The following is a 15,685-nucleotide window of genomic DNA, read 5'->3' as shown; positions in this document are numbered from 1 at the left end:
ATCAAAAAGCATCCACTGCGGCAAAGGGCGATCGTGCATTTCGCACGGTCTGCCTGGGGGCATCGTGCAGGATGCGTCTCGGGCGCTGTTCTTGGTTATTCATAACTTATTGATTTTATTGAATTTAATGCTCTGCCTAAAGCTGGCATGCAGCCTGCAATCACCCTCTCATCGAGAAGCGCCTACCGAGGCTTCCATAACAACATCACCACCAGTGTGGGAGGAGCTTCAGGATGAATCGCCAACGTCTTGCCCAATTGCGTATTGCGCCACTGCATCTCCAGCAAGGCCTCTTCGCCAGCCTGGCATTGCTGGTCACCCTGGTCGCCGGGCAGCAGTTCCAGCGCTGGCAGGACAGCCAGGCACCCGCGCCGCGCGTGCCGGCTCAGCACTTTACCCAGACCCATTTCAGTTCGGTGAGCCGCCAGCTCAGCGAGCAGGCTCCCATGCAACTGATGGCCGTCGACCAGGCACAGCCGGTGGCGGATGCGCCACGTCAGGAACGCTGGGTGTTCTAGCACCAAGGCCGGGCTCGCAATCGGCGGCGCCGGGCTGGCTCCACAGGCAGCACCACTTATAGAAGAGTAAGGAGAATCATCATGCTGAGCTGGGCAATCACATTCCTGATCATTGCCATTGTCGCTGCGGTACTGGGCTTCGGTGGTATCGCGGGCACCGCCACGGGTATCGCCAAGATTCTCTTTGTCGTGTTCCTGGTGATGTTCATCGCTTCGTTCTTCTTTGGCCGTCGTGGCCGAGGCTGACCATGAGCCTTTCGTTGAAGACCTTGGCTGCCACGCTGTTGCTGGGCGCCAGCGCCCTGGCGTCGGCGGCCAATGATGGCCAGGCACGAGCCAACCAACTGCTGAGTTCGGACCCGCAGTTTCGTCAGACCTGGCAGGGGGTTGTGCACAAGGAAGAGCGCCTGCCCGAATGGGTGATGAACCTTTCGGGCGATGCTCAGCAGCAGATGAATGCCGTGACTGAGGACGGCGATCAGTACCTGGTGGGGCCGCTGTGCGAAACCGCGCAGAGCTGCCAGAACCAGCGCCTGATCGTGGCCTTCAGCTTCGACAAGAAGCATGCCTACGCGATGCTGGTGGAGGTGCCGGCGGGCTTGCCTGCGGACAAGTCACCGACCCGCCATGCCAACTACCGCTTCCTCGGCAAGCCCGATGCCGGCATGCAGGCGTTGCTGCAGGAACAGTTGCGCAAGGATCCGAACTGGTACTGAGGTACGAATTGCCGATATTGCATAACAGATAGACGAAAGGGCCGCCCTGGCGCTTTCGGCTGTTGCACCGCCCGAGGAGGGCGAGTGCATGACCAAGGGGCCGGGATGTTCTGATCCACAGGTGATCGGAGTGACCTAGGGGTACAAGGAGTGCCTCCGCAAGGGCCGGGTCAGGAAAGAGCGGCGGCGCAAGCTCCCAGGTCGGCAGCGGCTTGACGAGCTTGCGCTGTGCTTGAATGTCGAAGTCCCGTTCTAGAGCCGTCCGTCGGTCATTTCTGTCGACCGGGCGCGAAAAAATCTTCCTTTGACTCCGATCAAACGTTTCCTGGTGTTTCTCTGCGACCGTATATCGAGAAACTTTGCGCAAGTTACCCAGCGTTTCCGGGCACCCGAATCAGAGTAATCCTAACTTTTTTAAGCCCTTTTCCTGACCTCTCCGACAAGCCTGCACACCGCCTGAAATGGCCGTTTCACGGCATTTTTGCCTGCCGAAATGTCGTATTCGAACCGCTTGGGACGCTCGTTTTGTTTGGAAAAACTCATGCCGATTCGGCATAGGGTAGGCGTTTACGGCATTAGACGCGCCTCCCTTGCATCGGAATAGTTGCGCCTTTTTTCGCCCGCAGAGAGCTGTAAATACTCGGCCGGGATGACCTTATACGGGGGCTGATGCACAAACTTTTCCGCCATTGAGCGTTCCAGTTCGCGCATCAGCCCGAGTCCAACTGAAGTAAGGGTAATGATATGAAGAAGGCAAAATTAAGCCTCGCCTGGCAGATCCTCATTGGTCTGGTCCTGGGGATTGCGATTGGCGCGCTGCTCAATCATTTCAGTGCTGAAAAAGCCTGGTGGATCAGCAACGTCCTGCAACCTGCGGGCGATATCTTTATCCGCTTGATCAAGATGATCGTGATCCCGATCGTCATCTCCTCGCTGATTGTCGGCATTGCCGGTGTCGGCGACGCCAAGAAGCTTGGCCGCATTGGCCTGAAGACCATCATCTACTTCGAAATCGTCACCACCGTCGCCATCGTCGTCGGCCTGCTGCTGGCCAACCTGTTCCATCCGGGCGCCGGCATCGACATGAGCACCCTGGGCACCGTGGACATCTCCAAGTACCAGGCCACCGCGGCCGAGGTGCAGCATGAACACGCGTTCATCGAGACCATCCTCAACCTGATCCCGTCGAACATCTTCGCGGCCATGGCCCGCGGCGAGATGCTGCCGATCATCTTCTTCTCGGTGCTGTTCGGCCTGGGCCTGTCGAGCCTGCAGTCCGACCTGCGCGAGCCGCTGGTGAAGATGTTCCAGGGCGTTTCGGAAAGCATGTTCAAAGTCACCCACATGATCATGAACTACGCCCCTATCGGCGTGTTCGCACTGATCGCGGTGACCGTCGCCAACTTCGGTTTCGCCTCCCTGCTGCCATTGGCCAAGCTGGTGATCCTGGTGTACGTGGCCATCGCCTTCTTCGCCTTCGTGATCCTCGGCCTGATCGCCCGCCTGTTCGGCTTCTCGGTGATCAAGCTGATGCGCATCTTCAAGGATGAGCTGGTGCTCGCCTACTCCACCGCCAGCTCGGAAACCGTGCTGCCGCGAGTGATCGAGAAGATGGAAGCCTACGGCGCGCCGAAAGCCATCTGCAGCTTCGTGGTGCCCACCGGCTACTCCTTCAACCTCGACGGTTCGACCCTGTACCAGAGCATCGCGGCGATCTTCATCGCCCAGCTGTACGGCATCGACCTGTCCATCAGCCAGCAACTGCTGCTGGTGCTGACCCTGATGGTTACCTCCAAAGGCATTGCCGGGGTTCCGGGCGTGTCCTTCGTGGTGCTGCTGGCCACCCTGGGCAGCGTTGGCATTCCTCTGGAAGGCCTGGCCTTCATCGCCGGTGTCGACCGTGTGATGGACATGGCGCGTACCGCCCTGAACGTGATCGGCAACGCCCTGGCGGTACTGGTCATCTCCCGCTGGGAAGGCATGTACGACGACGCCAAGGGCCAGCGCTACTGGAACTCCCTGCCGCACTGGCGCAGCAAAGAGCAACTGCCAGCCGGCGAAACCACCAAGGGCTGAGCGCCCTCTGTGTAGGCGCTGGCGTGCCAGCGAAGCGGCCCCAAGCCCTTCACATGGCTGAAGACCGCCTTCGCCGGCCAGCCGACACCTACAGATGACAGACCCCGGTTAATCCGGGGTTTGTCGTTTCTGCCCACCCCGCTATCATTCGCCGCATCTTTCGAGGGGTATGACCGATGCTCAATGGCCTGTGGCTTGGCTTCTTTGTCGTGGCGACCGTGTCGGCCCTGGCCCAGTGGCTGGTGGGCGGTAATGCCGGGATCTTCGCCGCCATGGTGGAAAGCATCTTCGCCATGGCCAAGCTGTCGGTGGAGGTGATGGTGCTGCTGTTCGGCACCCTGACCCTGTGGCTGGGCTTTCTGCGCATCGCCGAGAAGGCCGGGATTGTCGAATGGCTGGCCAAGGTCCTGGGGCCGCTGTTCAAGCGCCTGATGCCGGAGGTGCCGCCCGGCCACCCGGCCCTGGGCCTGATCACCCTGAACTTCGCTGCCAACGGCCTGGGCCTGGACAACGCTGCCACGCCGATCGGCCTCAAGGCCATGCGCGCCCTGCAGGAGCTCAATCCCAGCGCCACCACCGCGAGCAATGCGCAGATCCTGTTCCTGGTGCTCAATGCGTCGTCCCTGACCCTGCTGCCGGTGACCATTTTCATGTACCGCGCGCAGCAAGGCGCGGCCGACCCGACCCTGGTGTTCCTGCCGATTCTCCTGGCCACCAGCGCCTCGACCCTGGTGGGCCTGCTGTCGGTGGCGGTGATGCAGCGCCTGCGCCTGTGGGACCCAGTGGTGCTGGCCTACCTGATCCCCGGGGCCCTGGCCCTGGGCGCCTTCATGGCGTTGCTGGCGACCCTCTCGGCCACGGCCCTGGCGTCGCTGTCGTCGATCCTTGGCAACCTCACGCTGTTCGGCCTGATCATGCTGTTCCTGGTGATTGGCGCGCTGCGCAAGGTCAAGGTCTACGAGGCCTTTGTCGAGGGGGCCAAGGAAGGTTTCGAGGTGGCCAAGAACCTGCTGCCGTACCTGGTGGCGATGCTCTGCGCCATCGGCGTGCTGCGGGCTTCCGGGGCCCTGGATTTCGGCCTCGACGGCATCCGTCACCTGGTGGAATGGGCCGGTTGGGACACGCGCTTCGTCGATGCCCTGCCCACCGCCATGGTCAAGCCGTTCTCCGGCAGCGCGGCCCGGGCCATGCTGATCGAGACCATGAAGACCGAGGGTGTGGACAGCTTCCCGGCCCTGGTGGCGGCGACCATCCAGGGCAGCACCGAAACCACCTTCTATGTGCTGGCGGTGTACTTCGGCGCGGTGGGCATCCAGCGGGTGCGGCACGCCGTGGGCTGTGCCTTGCTGGCGGAATTCGCCGGCGTGGTGGCGGCGATTGGTGTCTGCTACTGGTTCTTTGGATGAGCTGACCGGCCCGTCCGCAGCAGGGGCCGGCTTGCCGGCGAAACGGCCCTCAGCGTTTCAACGCCTGGTTGCCCTGCCCCACCGCCCAATCCACCACCTGCCGGCTCAGCGTGTCGCTGGCCTGGCCAAATCCCGTCACCACCGCCGGCACCCCGGTTTCAGCCAGCGGCTGGCGCACTTCGAAGCGCCGGCTGGCGAGGATCTTCTGGTCGTTGCCCCGAATCAGCCGGGCGTCCAGGCGGATCACCACGTGGACCGCACTGCCCTGGTATTCGGTCTGGAAGGCTTGCAGGTCGCCACCCAGCGCCAGGTCGGTCTGCAGGTTGCTGTCATCGGTACTCAACAGCTGCACCCGGCCATCGCGCTGGAAGCCATCCAGCAGGCGGTTGCGCAGCAGGATCGGGGCCGGGTCGCTCCAGCGCGATGCCTTGTAGCTGCTGATCAGATTGCCCTGGGGAATTACCGCAATCCGCGCGCTGTTCAGCGCATCGCTGGCCTGGGGCTTGAGCAACTGCAAGGACCACGGCAGGGCCTGGCTCGGGGCCGTGGCAGCGGCCTGGCCCACTGGCAGCCGATAGGTGTCCAGCGGCTCGCCCTTGGGCAGGATCGAGCAGGCGCTGGTCAGGGCCAGGGCGGCACTCAAGGCCAAGGGGGCAAACGGGCGATAGGCACGCTTCATGGCGTGAACTCCTTGTTCTTCTCGTTACCCAGCAAGTAACCGCCGGGGTTGGCTTCCAGGCGGCGGGTGATGGCCCGCAGCGAGCTCAGGGTTTCACGCAGTTCGCGCACCGCTGGCGCCAGGCCATTGAGGCCCTGCATGCCGTTGTTCAGCGAGTCCTGATTGTCGCTCAGCAGCTTGTTCAGGGTGGCGCTGCTCTGCTCCAGCGAGCGCATGGCCTGTGCCGCGCTGCCGACCATCTGCTTGCCCTGGTCGCTGAGCAGGCCGTTGGCGTTGCGCATCAGCGCGGTGGTCTGTTCCAGCATGGCGCTGGTCTGCTTGCTGATGGTGCCCAGTTGCTGCATCAGCTGGCGCAGGTCATCACGTTGCCCGGCGATGCTCGCCGAGGTTTTCTGCAGGTTGTCCAGGGTGTTGCTGACCCGTTCCACGTTGTCCGGGGAGAACATGCGGTTGGCGTTGTGCAGCAGCAGGTTGACCCCGGTCATCAGGTCGTTGCTGTTGTTCAGCAGGCGGGCGATGGGCGATGGCGAGGCGATGATGGTCGGCAGGTGGCCATCCTTGCCCTTGAGGGGCGGGCTTTGCGGCGTGCCACCGCTGAGCTGGATGATCGAGGTGCCGGTGATGCCGGTCAGGGCCAGCTTGGCCTGGGTGTCTTCCTTGATCGGCGTCTCACTGCCCAGGCGGATCTGCGCCAGCACCCGGCGCGGGTCCTTGGGGTCCAGGCGCAGGTTGACCACATCGCCGACCTTGATCCCGCTGTATTGCACGGCACTGCCCTTGGACAGGCCGCTGACCGCCTCGTTGAAGACGATCTGGTAGTCCTGGAAGGCGCTGTCGACGCTGGACTTGGCCAGCCACAGGCCGAACAGCAAGGCGCCGGCCACCACGATCACGGTGAACAGGCCGATCAGTACATGATGGGCTCGGGTTTCCATGTCATCCCTCGTTGGTCTGTGTAGCGGCCTGGTAGGCCGCGCGGCCGCGAGGGCCATGGAAGTACTGGTGGATCCACTCGTCGTCGGTCTCGGCGACGATATCGATGGCGTCTGCCACCAGCACCTTTTTCTGCGCCAGCACCGCCACTCGGTCGGTGATGGTGTAGAGGGTGTCCAGGTCGTGGGTGACCAGGAACACGCTCAGGCCCAGGGCATCGCGCAGGGTCAGGATCAACTGGTCGAAGGCAGCGGCGCCCACCGGATCGAGGCCGGCGGTGGGTTCGTCGAGAAACAGGATGTCCGGGTCCAGGGCCAGGGCCCGGGCCAGGGCGGCACGCTTGATCATGCCGCCGGACAGCGAGGCTGGGTATTTGTCCGCCGCCGACAGCGGCAGCCCGGCCAACGCCAGCTTGACCGCTGCCAGGTGCTCGGCATCGGCGCGGGACAGCCCGGCATGTTCGATCAGCGGCAGGGCGACGTTCTCGGTCACGGTCAGCGAGGTGAACAGCGCGCCCTTCTGGAACAGCACGCCGAAGCGCCGCTCGATCAGCGAGCGCTGTTGTTCCGGCAGGCTCGGCAGATCCTGGCCAAAGACCCGCACCGAGCCCTCGCTGGGCTGGCGCAGGCCGACGATGCTGCGCAACAGCACCGACTTGCCGCTGCCCGAGCCGCCGACCACGCCGAGGATCTCGCCCTTGTACACGTCCAGGTCGAGGTTCTCGTGCACGCTCTGCTTGCCGAAGCGGTTGCACAGGCCGCGCACCTCGATCACCGCCTCGGCAGGCGCGCGTGGCGGGCGGCTCACCAGCCCATCTCCATGAAGAACAGCGCGGCCACGGCGTCGATGACGATCACCACGAAGATCGACTGGACCACGCTGGAGGTGGTGTGAGCGCCCACCGACTCGGCGCTGCCACTGACCTTGAAGCCTTCCAGGCAGCCGATGGCGGCGATCAGGAAGGCGAAGATCGGCGCTTTCACCAGGCCCAGCAGAAAGTGTTTCACGCCGATGTCCGAATGCAGCAGTGACAGGAACATCGCCGGCGAGATGTCCAGGGACAGGGCGCAGACCACCGCGCCGCCGACGATCCCGGAGAGCATCGCCAGGAAGGTCAGCATCGGCAGTGACACCAGCAACGCCAGAACCCGGGGCAGCACCAGCAGCTCCACCGGGTCCAGGCCCAGGGTGCGGATTGCGTCGATTTCTTCGTTGGCCTTCATCGAGCCGATCTGCGCGGTGAAGGCACTGGCGGTGCGTCCGGCCATGAGAATCGCGGTGAGCAGTACACCGAATTCCCGCAGGAAGGAAAACGCCACCAGGTCCACGGTGAAGATGCTGGCGCCGAAATTGGCCAGCACCGTGGCCCCGAGAAAGGCCACCACCGCGCCCACCAGGAAGGTCAGCAAGGCCACGATGGGCGCCGCGTCGAGACCAGTCTGTTCGATGTGCGCCACCACCGGGGTGATGCGCCAGCGCTTGGGGCGCAGCAGGCCGCGGGCCAGGGTTTCGAGGATCAGGCCGATAAAGCCCAGGACCTTCAGGGTGTCCTGCCAGACGGTGTAGACCGCGCTGCCAATGCGCGAGAGCAGTTGCACGCTGACCGAGACTTCCGGTTCCTTGACCGGCACGCAGAAGTCGTTGAGCGAGGTGTAGACCGTGTGCAGCAGCGCGCGGTCGGCGGCGGACAGGGTGCAATCGGGGTGTTCCGCGGACTGGCCCAGGCGTTCGGCGCCGAGCAGTTCCACCAGCAACGAGGCGCCGGCGGTGTCCAGGGCGCCAAGGCCGTTGAGGTCGATGTGAGTGCTGCCGTCGTAACGGCCCACCAGGGATTGGCTGAGGCGCTTGAGGTCGCTGTAGTGCGCCAGCGTCCAGTCGCCACCGATGCGCAATTGCGCCGGGGAGTGGGCAAGGTCCAGTTGTGCGGTGCCGGGCGTCACGCTGCTAGTCATAAGCTCCAAGCTTGTGTGGCCATTTCGCAGTGCTACGTAATAGCACGATCCCGTCTACTTTGCCTCGCCGGGCCTGGCCGTGTCTTGATCTGGAGCGGTGATCTCGAAGCGCAGCACGCCGATCACTTGACCGTCCTCGGTGACCACCCGCACTTGCCAGTCGCCCGCCGGGTTGGCGGGAAAGTTCTGTTTGTAGGACCAGGCGCGGTAGCCCTCCTTGCGCCCGCCGTGGATATCCAGGGCGATGCGGTCCACTTCGCTGCCGTTGAATTGCCAGACGTGGTAGATGCGCTCGTCCAGGCCTCGGGGGGCGTTGATCGCGGTGTAGGCGTACAGGCCGTTGTTGCGCACCTGGCTGGTGCTGACCTGTTCCAGGCTGGCGCCCGGGGTACGACCCTGGAGCTGGGTGCTGATGGCGTCCTCGGTCAGCCACAACGTGGCCGGGGGCACCCAGGAGCGCAACAGCCAGCCGGTGCTGCCGATGGCCAGGGTAATGGCCAGGACGGTCAGGGCGCTGCGCAGGCCGCGGATCGGCAGGATCGAGGCCAGGCTTGGAAAGGACAGGAGCATGGCGGTGCCCAGGGCCAGCTTGAAGCTCTGCGCGGTGGTCAGGTGCAGGATCAGCGGCAAGGCCGTGAGCAAGGCGGCGAACAGGGTCAGGGTATGCAGCGCCAGGAACAGCCAGCGGCGCGGCGCCAGCCATTTGTAGTACAGCGGGTCGGTGATGGAAATCAGCGCCGCGGCGCCGAGCAGGCCGGTGAACACCAGTTGGCCGCTGTTCCAACGGGTGGTGATGAAGAAAAACGGCAGGACGAAGAACAGGCTTTCCTGGTGGATCATCTGCGTGGCGTAGCGCAGCAGGGGCTGCGGGATCTCGCGCTTGAAGACCTTGGTGAACAGTTGGGTCAGGCTGTTTTCCAGCATCAGCCAGACCCAGCTCACCAGCAGGATCACGGCGATCCACGAGGCCAGGCTCTGTTGCCGGTCCACCAGGATGAAGCTGCTGACCCCGGAAATGAAACCGCCGAGCGCGATGATCCCTGGATAGCGCTTCATCAGTTCGAGAATGCGCTGGATAGAGTGGTTCAGGTTCGGCATCGGGGGGGATCACAGTCAGGGCAGGAAAAACCGCGACAGGATAACGTCGGTGGCTGTCCGTGGCGAGGGAGCAAGCTCCCTCGCCACGGCTCAGTGCGCTCGGCGGCGCAGCCGGTAAACGCCGAAACCGCCGAGCAGGACCAGGGCCAGCAGGCCGCTGATCAGCCACAACGCCTGTTCATCACTGAGCAGCGGCTTTTCGATGCGCAGGTAACCCGGCTGCTGCAGCAATTGGCGCAGGGCCTGGTTGGCCTGTTCCAGGCTTACCGCCTTCAGGCGCTTGGCCGGATCGCTGAAACGGCCGTTGTCGAAGTCCCCCAAGGCGCTCCAGTAGTAATCCGCCAGGGCGCTGTTGCCCTGCACGGCCCAGGCCTGGCGATCGATGGCGGCCTGTTTCAGGCGGGCGAAGGTGGCCGGGTCGAGGCCGTCCTTGAGCAGCCGAGCCTTGAGTTGTTCCACAACGTGCCGGGCCTGGGGCAGGTTGTCGCGTTCAAGGTCGGCATTGAGGCTGAGAAAGCCCACGCCACCGAAGACCTCCCGGTCGCTCCAGGGGCCGTAGGACAGTTCGTGTTCAAGGCGCAACTGGCGATACAGCGCCCAGTCCAGGTAATCCTTGAGCAGGTCGAAGGTCTCGTCGTGCTGCTGCTCCAGCACGGGCTCGGGGAACAGCCAGTGCAACTGGGCGCTCTGCCCGACCCAGCCATGGATCAGTTCGCGCTCGGCGGCGGCCGCCCCCTCTATCTGCGGCAAGTCGGGGTGTTCGCTGGGCTCCACTGGCTTCAGGGCCCCGTAGGTGCGCTCCAGGTAGGCCGGCAGAAGGCGGTCGAGGTCGCCGACCACGATCAGGGTCATGTTGTTGGGCGCGTACCAGTCCTTGCGGACCTGTTCCAGCTGCGCCAGGGTCAGGTTGTCGACTTCAGCGCGCTCGGCGCACTTGAGCCCCAGTTCCACCGCCAACTGGTTGCTGGCCTTGTGTCCAAGGTCCTGGCGGTCAAGCCAGCGCTGCAGGTGCGAGTAGTGGCCGCCGCCTTCGCGCTCCACCACTTGCTTGGCCGCGGCCACGGCGTTGTCGTCCAGGCGGGTATGGGTCAGCAGGGACAGCAAGAGGTCCAGGACCTTGCGCTGGTTGCGCGCTGGCGCCTCGATGACGAAGGTGGTGTCGGCATTGCTGGTGTAGGCATTCCACTCCCCGCCCAGGGCCTGCATGCGCTCTTCCAGGCCGCCTTCGCCGCTGTCGTCCACGCCGCTGAACAGCAGGTGCTCCAGCAGGTGCGGCAGTTCCTTGTCGGCGCAGGCGAAGTCGTCCAGGCCCACCCCCACCACCAGACGGATCGCCACGTGGCCGCGTTCGCTGCCCGGCTTGAGCAGCAGCTGCAAGCCGTTGGGCAGGGTGTAGCCTTCGACCTGGAAGCGATCCAGGGCCCATCCTTGTGCACTGCCCAGCAACAGGCAGGCGAATAACAGACAACGCATAACAAGTTCCTTACGGCGTGCGTAAGTTCTACAGACTTCGTGGGACTGTGGACGTTCAGGGTGAATGAGTGATGTCAGCCATGTCTTCGACTTCCAGCGCGCCGGTGTCCGAGGTTTCCAGGACCACATAGGCACTGCTGCAGAACAGCGAGTTGAGACGCTTCATGTCGGCGATCAGCTCCAGGTGCAGGGAGCTGGTTTCGATGCTCTGGACGATCTTGCGCTGCAGGCGGCTGACGTGGGCATGGGCCAGGCGCCGCTCCTGGGCGCGGAAGCGGCGCTTCTCACGCAGCAGTTGGCGTGCGCTTTCCGGGTCGGCGCTGAGGAATACCGAGAGCCCCAGGCGCAGGTTGGCGATCAATTGCGCGTGCAGCCCGGTCAGCTCTTCCAGGCCGACTTCGGAGAAGGAGCGGCGCTGGGAAGTCTTCTGCTGCTGGACCTTGCGCAGCATGCGTTCGATCAGGTCGCTGGCCAGCTTGAGGTTGAACGCCAGTTCGATGATCTCGGCCCAGCGCCGGCTGTCCTGGTCGCTGAGGTCTTCCCGGGGCATCTGCGCCAGGTACAGCTTGATGGCGCTGTACAGGGCTTCGACGTCGTCGCTCAAGGCGCGCAGTTCCTGGGTGATGGCGGTCTGCTTGCCGTGCAGCGCATCGCGCATCGCTTCCAGCATGTTGTCGATCAAGTCGCCGATGCGCAGGGTTTCCCGCGCGGCGTTGGCCAGGGCCAGGCTCGGCGTGGCCAGGGCGGTGGGGTCCAGATGGCGGGGCCGGGCGCGGCCGTTTTCCTGTGGGCGCTCCGGCAGCAGCCAGGCGCAGAGCCGGGCCATGGGGCCAACGGTGGGCAGCAGCAACAGGCAGCGCGCGGTGTTGTACAGCAGGTGGAAGCCGATCACCACTTCTTGGGGGCTGAAATCCAGGCTGTCCATCCAGTGGGCCAGCGGGTTGAGCACCGGGATGATCAGCAGCAGGCCGATGAGCTTGTACAACAGGCTGCCCAGGGCCACCTGGCGCCCGGCGGCGTTCTGCATGCTGGTGCTGAGGAAGGCCAGCACCCCGCTGCCGATGTTGGCGCCGATCACCAGGCCGATGGCCACCGGCAGGCTGATCACCCCGGCGCCGGCCAGGGTCGCCGTGAGCAGCACCGCGGCCAGGCTGGAGTAGGACACCATGGCGAACACCGCGCCCATCAGTGCGTCCAGGAGGATGTCGCCGGTCAGCGAGGCGAACAGCACCTTCACCCCTTGGGCGTGGGTGATCGGTGCGGCGGCTTCGACGATCAGTTGCAGGGCCAGGATGATCAGCCCCAGGCCGATGCCGACCCGCCCCAGTTGGCCGACGCGGGTCTGCTTGCGCGAGAGGAAGAGGATCACCCCGAGGAAGATCAGCAGCGGCGACAGCCACGACAGGTCGAAGGTCAGCACCCGGGCCATCAGCGCGGTGCCGACATCGGCGCCGAGCATGGTCGCCAGGGCCGGGGTCAGGGCCATCAGGCCCTGGCCGACAAAGGAGGTCACCAGCATCGCCGTGGCGTTGCTGCTCTGGACCATCGCCGTCACCAGAATGCCGGCGACGAAGGCCAGTGGTCGCCGGGCCATGTTCTGGCCGATCACGTGGCGCAGGTTGGAGCCGTAGACCCGCAGGATGCCGGTACGGACGATGTGCGTGCCCCAGATCAGCAGGGCCACGGCGGAAAGCAGATTGAGCAGGGTCAGCATAGAGGGCCCCCCTGGGGTGACGCGCCCCAAGCGGGGCCAGTGGACGTTATCGCGCGACGTTCTACGTTATGTACTTAAGCTGTAGTTGGCTAACGCACGAGGCGCCAGCATCGCATAGCCAAACTCGTGATTGAAACAAAAGCGTCATGAAAACAACTTCCTGCAGACGCGAAAAAGGGGCTCGAAAGCCCCTTTTTGATTCAGCGCATTCTCGGATTATTGACCAGGAATGTCCTTGCGCAGTTTCACCGGCTCCTGCTGCTTTTTCTTTTTCGCGATGGCGGTGCGCATCTTGATGTTGATGGCTTCCACCGCCAGCGAGAAGGCCATGGCGAAGTACACATAGCCTTTGGGCACGTGCACGTCGAAGGCTTCGGCGATCAGTACCGTACCCACCACCAGCAGGAACGACAGTGCGAGCATCTTCAGCGACGGGTGCTTGTCGATGAACTCGCTGATGGTGCCGGCCGCCAGCATCATCACCAGGACCGCGACGATGATTGCCGCCACCATCACCGGTACATGGGAGACCATGCCCACCGCAGTGATCACCGAATCCAGGGAGAAGACGATGTCGATGATCGCGATCTGGATGATGGTATAGAAGAAGTTGCCACCCTTGCCTTTGGGTTCGTCCAGGGTTTCGTCCTCGCCTTCCAGGGCGTGGTACATCTCCTGGGAGCTTTTCCACAGCAGGAACAGGCCGCCGAAGAACAGGATCAGGTCACGCCCGGAAATGCCCTGGCCGAAGACCACGAACAGGTCGGCGGTGAGGCGCATGACCCAGGTGATCGACAGCAGCAACAGAATGCGCGTGACCATGGCCAGCGCCAGGCCGAAGATCCGCGTGCGCGGCTGCATGTGCTTGGGCATGCGGCTGACCAGGATCGAGATCATGATGATGTTGTCGATGCCCAGGACGATTTCCAGGGCGGTCAGGGTGAAGAAGGCAACCCAGATTTCCGGGTTGGTCAGCCATTCCATGTGTAGTCCTTTGCGCGAGTGTTATGGCCCGGGCCGTGAAGCCGGCCCGGGCGGGGAATCATTGCCTTTAAAGCGTGCTGAACAGCGGAAAGATCCCCATCAGCAAAGCGGCGAACATTATGCACAGGCAGACCAGCACTGCCCACTTGAGGGTGAAGCGCTGATGGTCGCCAAACTCGATGCCGGCCAGGGCCACCAGCAGGTAGGTCGAGGGTACCAGCGGGCTGAGCAGGTGCACCGGTTGGCCGACGATCGACGCCCGGGCCATTTCCACGGCGGTGATGCCGTAGTGGCTGGCGGCTTCGGCCAGCACCGGCAGCACGCCGTAGTAGAAGGCATCGTTGGACATGAAGAACGTGAACGGCATGCTCACCAGCGCGGTGATCACCGCAAGGTACGGCCCCAGGGCGTCCGGGATCACCGCCAGCAGGCTCTTGGACATGGCATCGACCATGCCGGTGCCGGACAGGATGCCGGTGAAGATGCCCGCCGCGAAGATCAGCCCGACCACCGCCAGCACGCTGCCGGCGTGGGCCGCGACCCGGTCCTTCTGCTGCTGCAGGCAGGGGTAGTTGACGATCATGGCGATACTGAACGCCACCATGAACAGCACCGGCAGCGGCAGCAGGCCGGCAATCAGGGTGCACATCAGGGCGAAGGTCAGCGCACCGTTGAACCAGATCAGCTTCGGCCGGCGCGCATCCGGGTACTGCGACACGCTGATTTCGCTGTGGTCGATCTCATCGCCCGCCAGGTGCAGTTCGCCCAGGCGCGCGCGCTCACGCTTGCCGTACAGGTAGGCGATCAGCAGGATCGCCACCACGCCGGCGAGCATCGCCGGAATCATCGGTACGAAGATGTCCGAAGGGTCCACGTGCAGGGCGCTGGCGGCCCGGGCGGTGGGGCCGCCCCAGGGGGTCATGTTCATCACCCCGCCGGCGAGAATGATCAGCCCGGCCATGATCCGTGGGCTCATGCCGATGCGGCTGTACAGCGGCAGCATGGCGGCCACGCAGATCATGTAGGTGGTGGCGCCGTCACCGTCCAGGGACACCACCAGGGCCAGCACCGCGGTGCCGACCGAGACTTTCAGCGGGTCGCCCTTGACCAGCTTGAGGATCTTGCGCACCGCCGGGTCGAACAGGCCGGAGTCGATCATCAAGGCGAAATACAGAATGGCGAACATCAGCATCACGCCGGTGGGCGCCAGCTTGGTGATGCCTTCGAGCATCATCGGGCCGATTTTCGGCGCGAAGCCGCCGAACAGGGCGAACAGAATAGGCACGATGATCAGCGCGATCAGCGCCGACAGGCGCTTGGTCATGATCAGGAACATGAAGGTGATGACCATGGCAAAGCCAAGGAAAGTCAGCATGGGAATACTCCAGGCGTAGCGCGGCTAGGGAATGGCGAACCGGGTGGGATCAGCGCAGAACGGCAAGCACGAGGCGTACGGGAGGTGTTGCAGCGAACAGGCGGGTACGAGCGGACATCAGAATCACCATTGTTGTTGTTAATAGGGCCGGGAGCGCGAGAAGCGCCCGCTGTGGCCAACCGGTCTGTTGCCGGTAGTGGAGGCGATCCTAATCGGGGAAGCTTTCAGCCAGCTTTCGCCGTTGAAAGGAAACAGCGGATGTTCCGGCAGGCGACCAGCGGCATAAAGTGACGGGCATTGGCCCACAGGAGGAATGCACATGAGTGAGTTGCACACCGGAGGCTGCCACTGCGGGCGGCTGCGTTACCAGTTCAGCGGGCCACTGCGGGATATCGCCCACTGCCATTGCTCGATCTGCCGCCGGACCAGTGGTGGCCTGGTGACCACCTGGATCACCCTGTCCGCCTCGGCTTTCACCTGGCTGGAGGGCGTTCCCGCCCGCTACGACTCATCTGCCAGTTGCGCGCGCTATTTCTGCGGCAACTGTGGTGCCCACCTGGCGCTGGTCACCCACCTGAGCCCGCACAGCATCGATGTCACCATCGCCACCCTGGACCACCCGGAGCTGGCGCCGGCGGACCGGCACATCTGGACCGACAGCCGCCTGCCCTGGCTGCGCCTGGACGAGCACCTGCCGCAAGAGCCGCAAGAAACCCTGTAGCCGCTGCCGCAGGCTGCGCACGAGCGCGCAGCGGTCGCGA

16 protein-coding genes are annotated in these 15,685 nt (G+C 64.0%); 6 read left to right on the top strand and 10 right to left on the bottom strand.

Annotated elements, in window-relative coordinates; genetic code table 11:
- Positions 1–233 precede the first annotated feature (233 nt).
- The 3 genes from LXM55_RS11840 to LXM55_RS11830 all read left to right on the top strand — a co-directional run bounded on the left by LXM55_RS11840 (position 234) and on the right by LXM55_RS11830 (position 1,234).
- Positions 234–518: a hypothetical protein gene (locus LXM55_RS11840; protein ID WP_233320547.1), complete on the top strand. Its 285-nt coding sequence runs from the start codon at positions 234–236 to the stop codon at positions 516–518.
- Positions 519–599: 81 nt separating this feature from the next.
- Positions 600–764: a DUF1328 domain-containing protein gene (locus LXM55_RS11835; protein ID WP_003170804.1), complete on the top strand. Its 165-nt coding sequence runs from the start codon at positions 600–602 to the stop codon at positions 762–764.
- A gap of 2 nt (positions 765–766) precedes the next feature.
- Positions 767–1,234, top strand: coding sequence for an inhibitor of vertebrate lysozyme family protein (locus LXM55_RS11830; RefSeq protein WP_233320546.1), 468 nt, complete (start codon positions 767–769; stop codon positions 1,232–1,234).
- 567 nt (positions 1,235–1,801) lie between these two features.
- Here the strand turns inward: LXM55_RS11830 and LXM55_RS11825 are convergent.
- Positions 1,802–1,945, bottom strand: a complete 144-nt coding sequence (locus tag LXM55_RS11825; RefSeq protein WP_233320545.1) for a hypothetical protein — start codon at positions 1,943–1,945, stop codon at positions 1,802–1,804.
- A 33-nt stretch (positions 1,946–1,978) separates the two neighbouring features.
- Here LXM55_RS11825 and gltP point away from each other — a divergent pair, with 33 nt between their 5' ends.
- Positions 1,979–3,310, top strand: coding sequence for a glutamate/aspartate:proton symporter GltP (gltP, locus tag LXM55_RS11820; RefSeq protein WP_233320544.1), 1,332 nt, complete (start codon positions 1,979–1,981; stop codon positions 3,308–3,310).
- Between the two features lie 176 nt (positions 3,311–3,486).
- Entirely contained in the window at positions 3,487–4,716 is a 1,230-nt protein-coding gene (locus tag LXM55_RS11815) for a nucleoside recognition domain-containing protein (RefSeq protein WP_233320543.1), read from the top strand.
- Positions 4,717–4,765: 49 nt separating this feature from the next.
- Here the strand turns inward: LXM55_RS11815 and LXM55_RS11810 are convergent, their stop codons facing one another.
- The 9 genes from LXM55_RS11810 to LXM55_RS11770 all read right to left on the bottom strand — a co-directional run bounded on the left by LXM55_RS11810 (position 4,766) and on the right by LXM55_RS11770 (position 14,924).
- A complete protein-coding gene (locus LXM55_RS11810; protein ID WP_233320542.1) occupies positions 4,766–5,395 on the bottom strand; it encodes an ABC-type transport auxiliary lipoprotein family protein in 630 nt (209 codons plus the stop codon).
- Entirely contained in the window at positions 5,392–6,330 is a 939-nt protein-coding gene (locus tag LXM55_RS11805; protein ID WP_233320541.1) for an MlaD family protein, read from the bottom strand. Before LXM55_RS11805 ends, LXM55_RS11810 begins: the two co-directional genes overlap by 4 nt.
- A gap of 1 nt (position 6,331) precedes the next feature.
- Positions 6,332–7,135 carry an ABC transporter ATP-binding protein gene (locus tag LXM55_RS11800; RefSeq protein WP_233320540.1) on the bottom strand — a complete coding sequence of 268 codons (804 nt, stop codon included), beginning with the start codon at positions 7,133–7,135 and terminating at the stop codon, positions 6,332–6,334.
- Positions 7,132–8,280 carry an ABC transporter permease gene (locus LXM55_RS11795; protein WP_233320539.1) on the bottom strand — a complete coding sequence of 383 codons (1,149 nt, stop codon included), beginning with the start codon at positions 8,278–8,280 and terminating at the stop codon, positions 7,132–7,134. Before LXM55_RS11795 ends, LXM55_RS11800 begins: the two co-directional genes overlap by 4 nt.
- A gap of 54 nt (positions 8,281–8,334) precedes the next feature.
- Positions 8,335–9,378 (bottom strand): DUF5924 family protein, encoded by a 1,044-nt coding sequence (locus LXM55_RS11790; protein ID WP_233320538.1) that lies wholly within the window; start codon positions 9,376–9,378, stop codon positions 8,335–8,337.
- Between the two features lie 90 nt (positions 9,379–9,468).
- Positions 9,469–10,851 (bottom strand): M16 family metallopeptidase, encoded by a 1,383-nt coding sequence (locus tag LXM55_RS11785; protein WP_233320537.1) that lies wholly within the window; start codon positions 10,849–10,851, stop codon positions 9,469–9,471.
- Positions 10,852–10,906: 55 nt separating this feature from the next.
- Positions 10,907–12,565, bottom strand: coding sequence for a Na/Pi cotransporter family protein (locus LXM55_RS11780; protein WP_233320536.1), 1,659 nt, complete (start codon positions 12,563–12,565; stop codon positions 10,907–10,909).
- Positions 12,566–12,781: 216 nt separating this feature from the next.
- Positions 12,782–13,549 (bottom strand): TerC family protein, encoded by a 768-nt coding sequence (locus tag LXM55_RS11775; RefSeq protein ID WP_233320535.1) that lies wholly within the window; start codon positions 13,547–13,549, stop codon positions 12,782–12,784.
- Between the two features lie 67 nt (positions 13,550–13,616).
- Entirely contained in the window at positions 13,617–14,924 is a 1,308-nt protein-coding gene (locus tag LXM55_RS11770) for a CitMHS family transporter (RefSeq protein WP_233320534.1), read from the bottom strand.
- A gap of 319 nt (positions 14,925–15,243) precedes the next feature.
- Between LXM55_RS11770 and LXM55_RS11765 the strand changes: the two genes are divergently transcribed.
- Complete coding sequence (locus tag LXM55_RS11765; protein ID WP_233320533.1) at positions 15,244–15,645, top strand: GFA family protein; 402 nt, start codon at positions 15,244–15,246, stop codon at positions 15,643–15,645.
- Positions 15,646–15,685 lie beyond the last annotated feature (40 nt).

This window comes from Pseudomonas sp. Au-Pse12 (assembly GCF_021341665.1).
Lineage (GTDB): Bacteria > Pseudomonadota > Gammaproteobacteria > Pseudomonadales > Pseudomonadaceae > Aquipseudomonas.
Note: the sequence above shows the minus strand (reverse complement) of the source record. Positions and strands in the feature narration are given on the sequence as shown.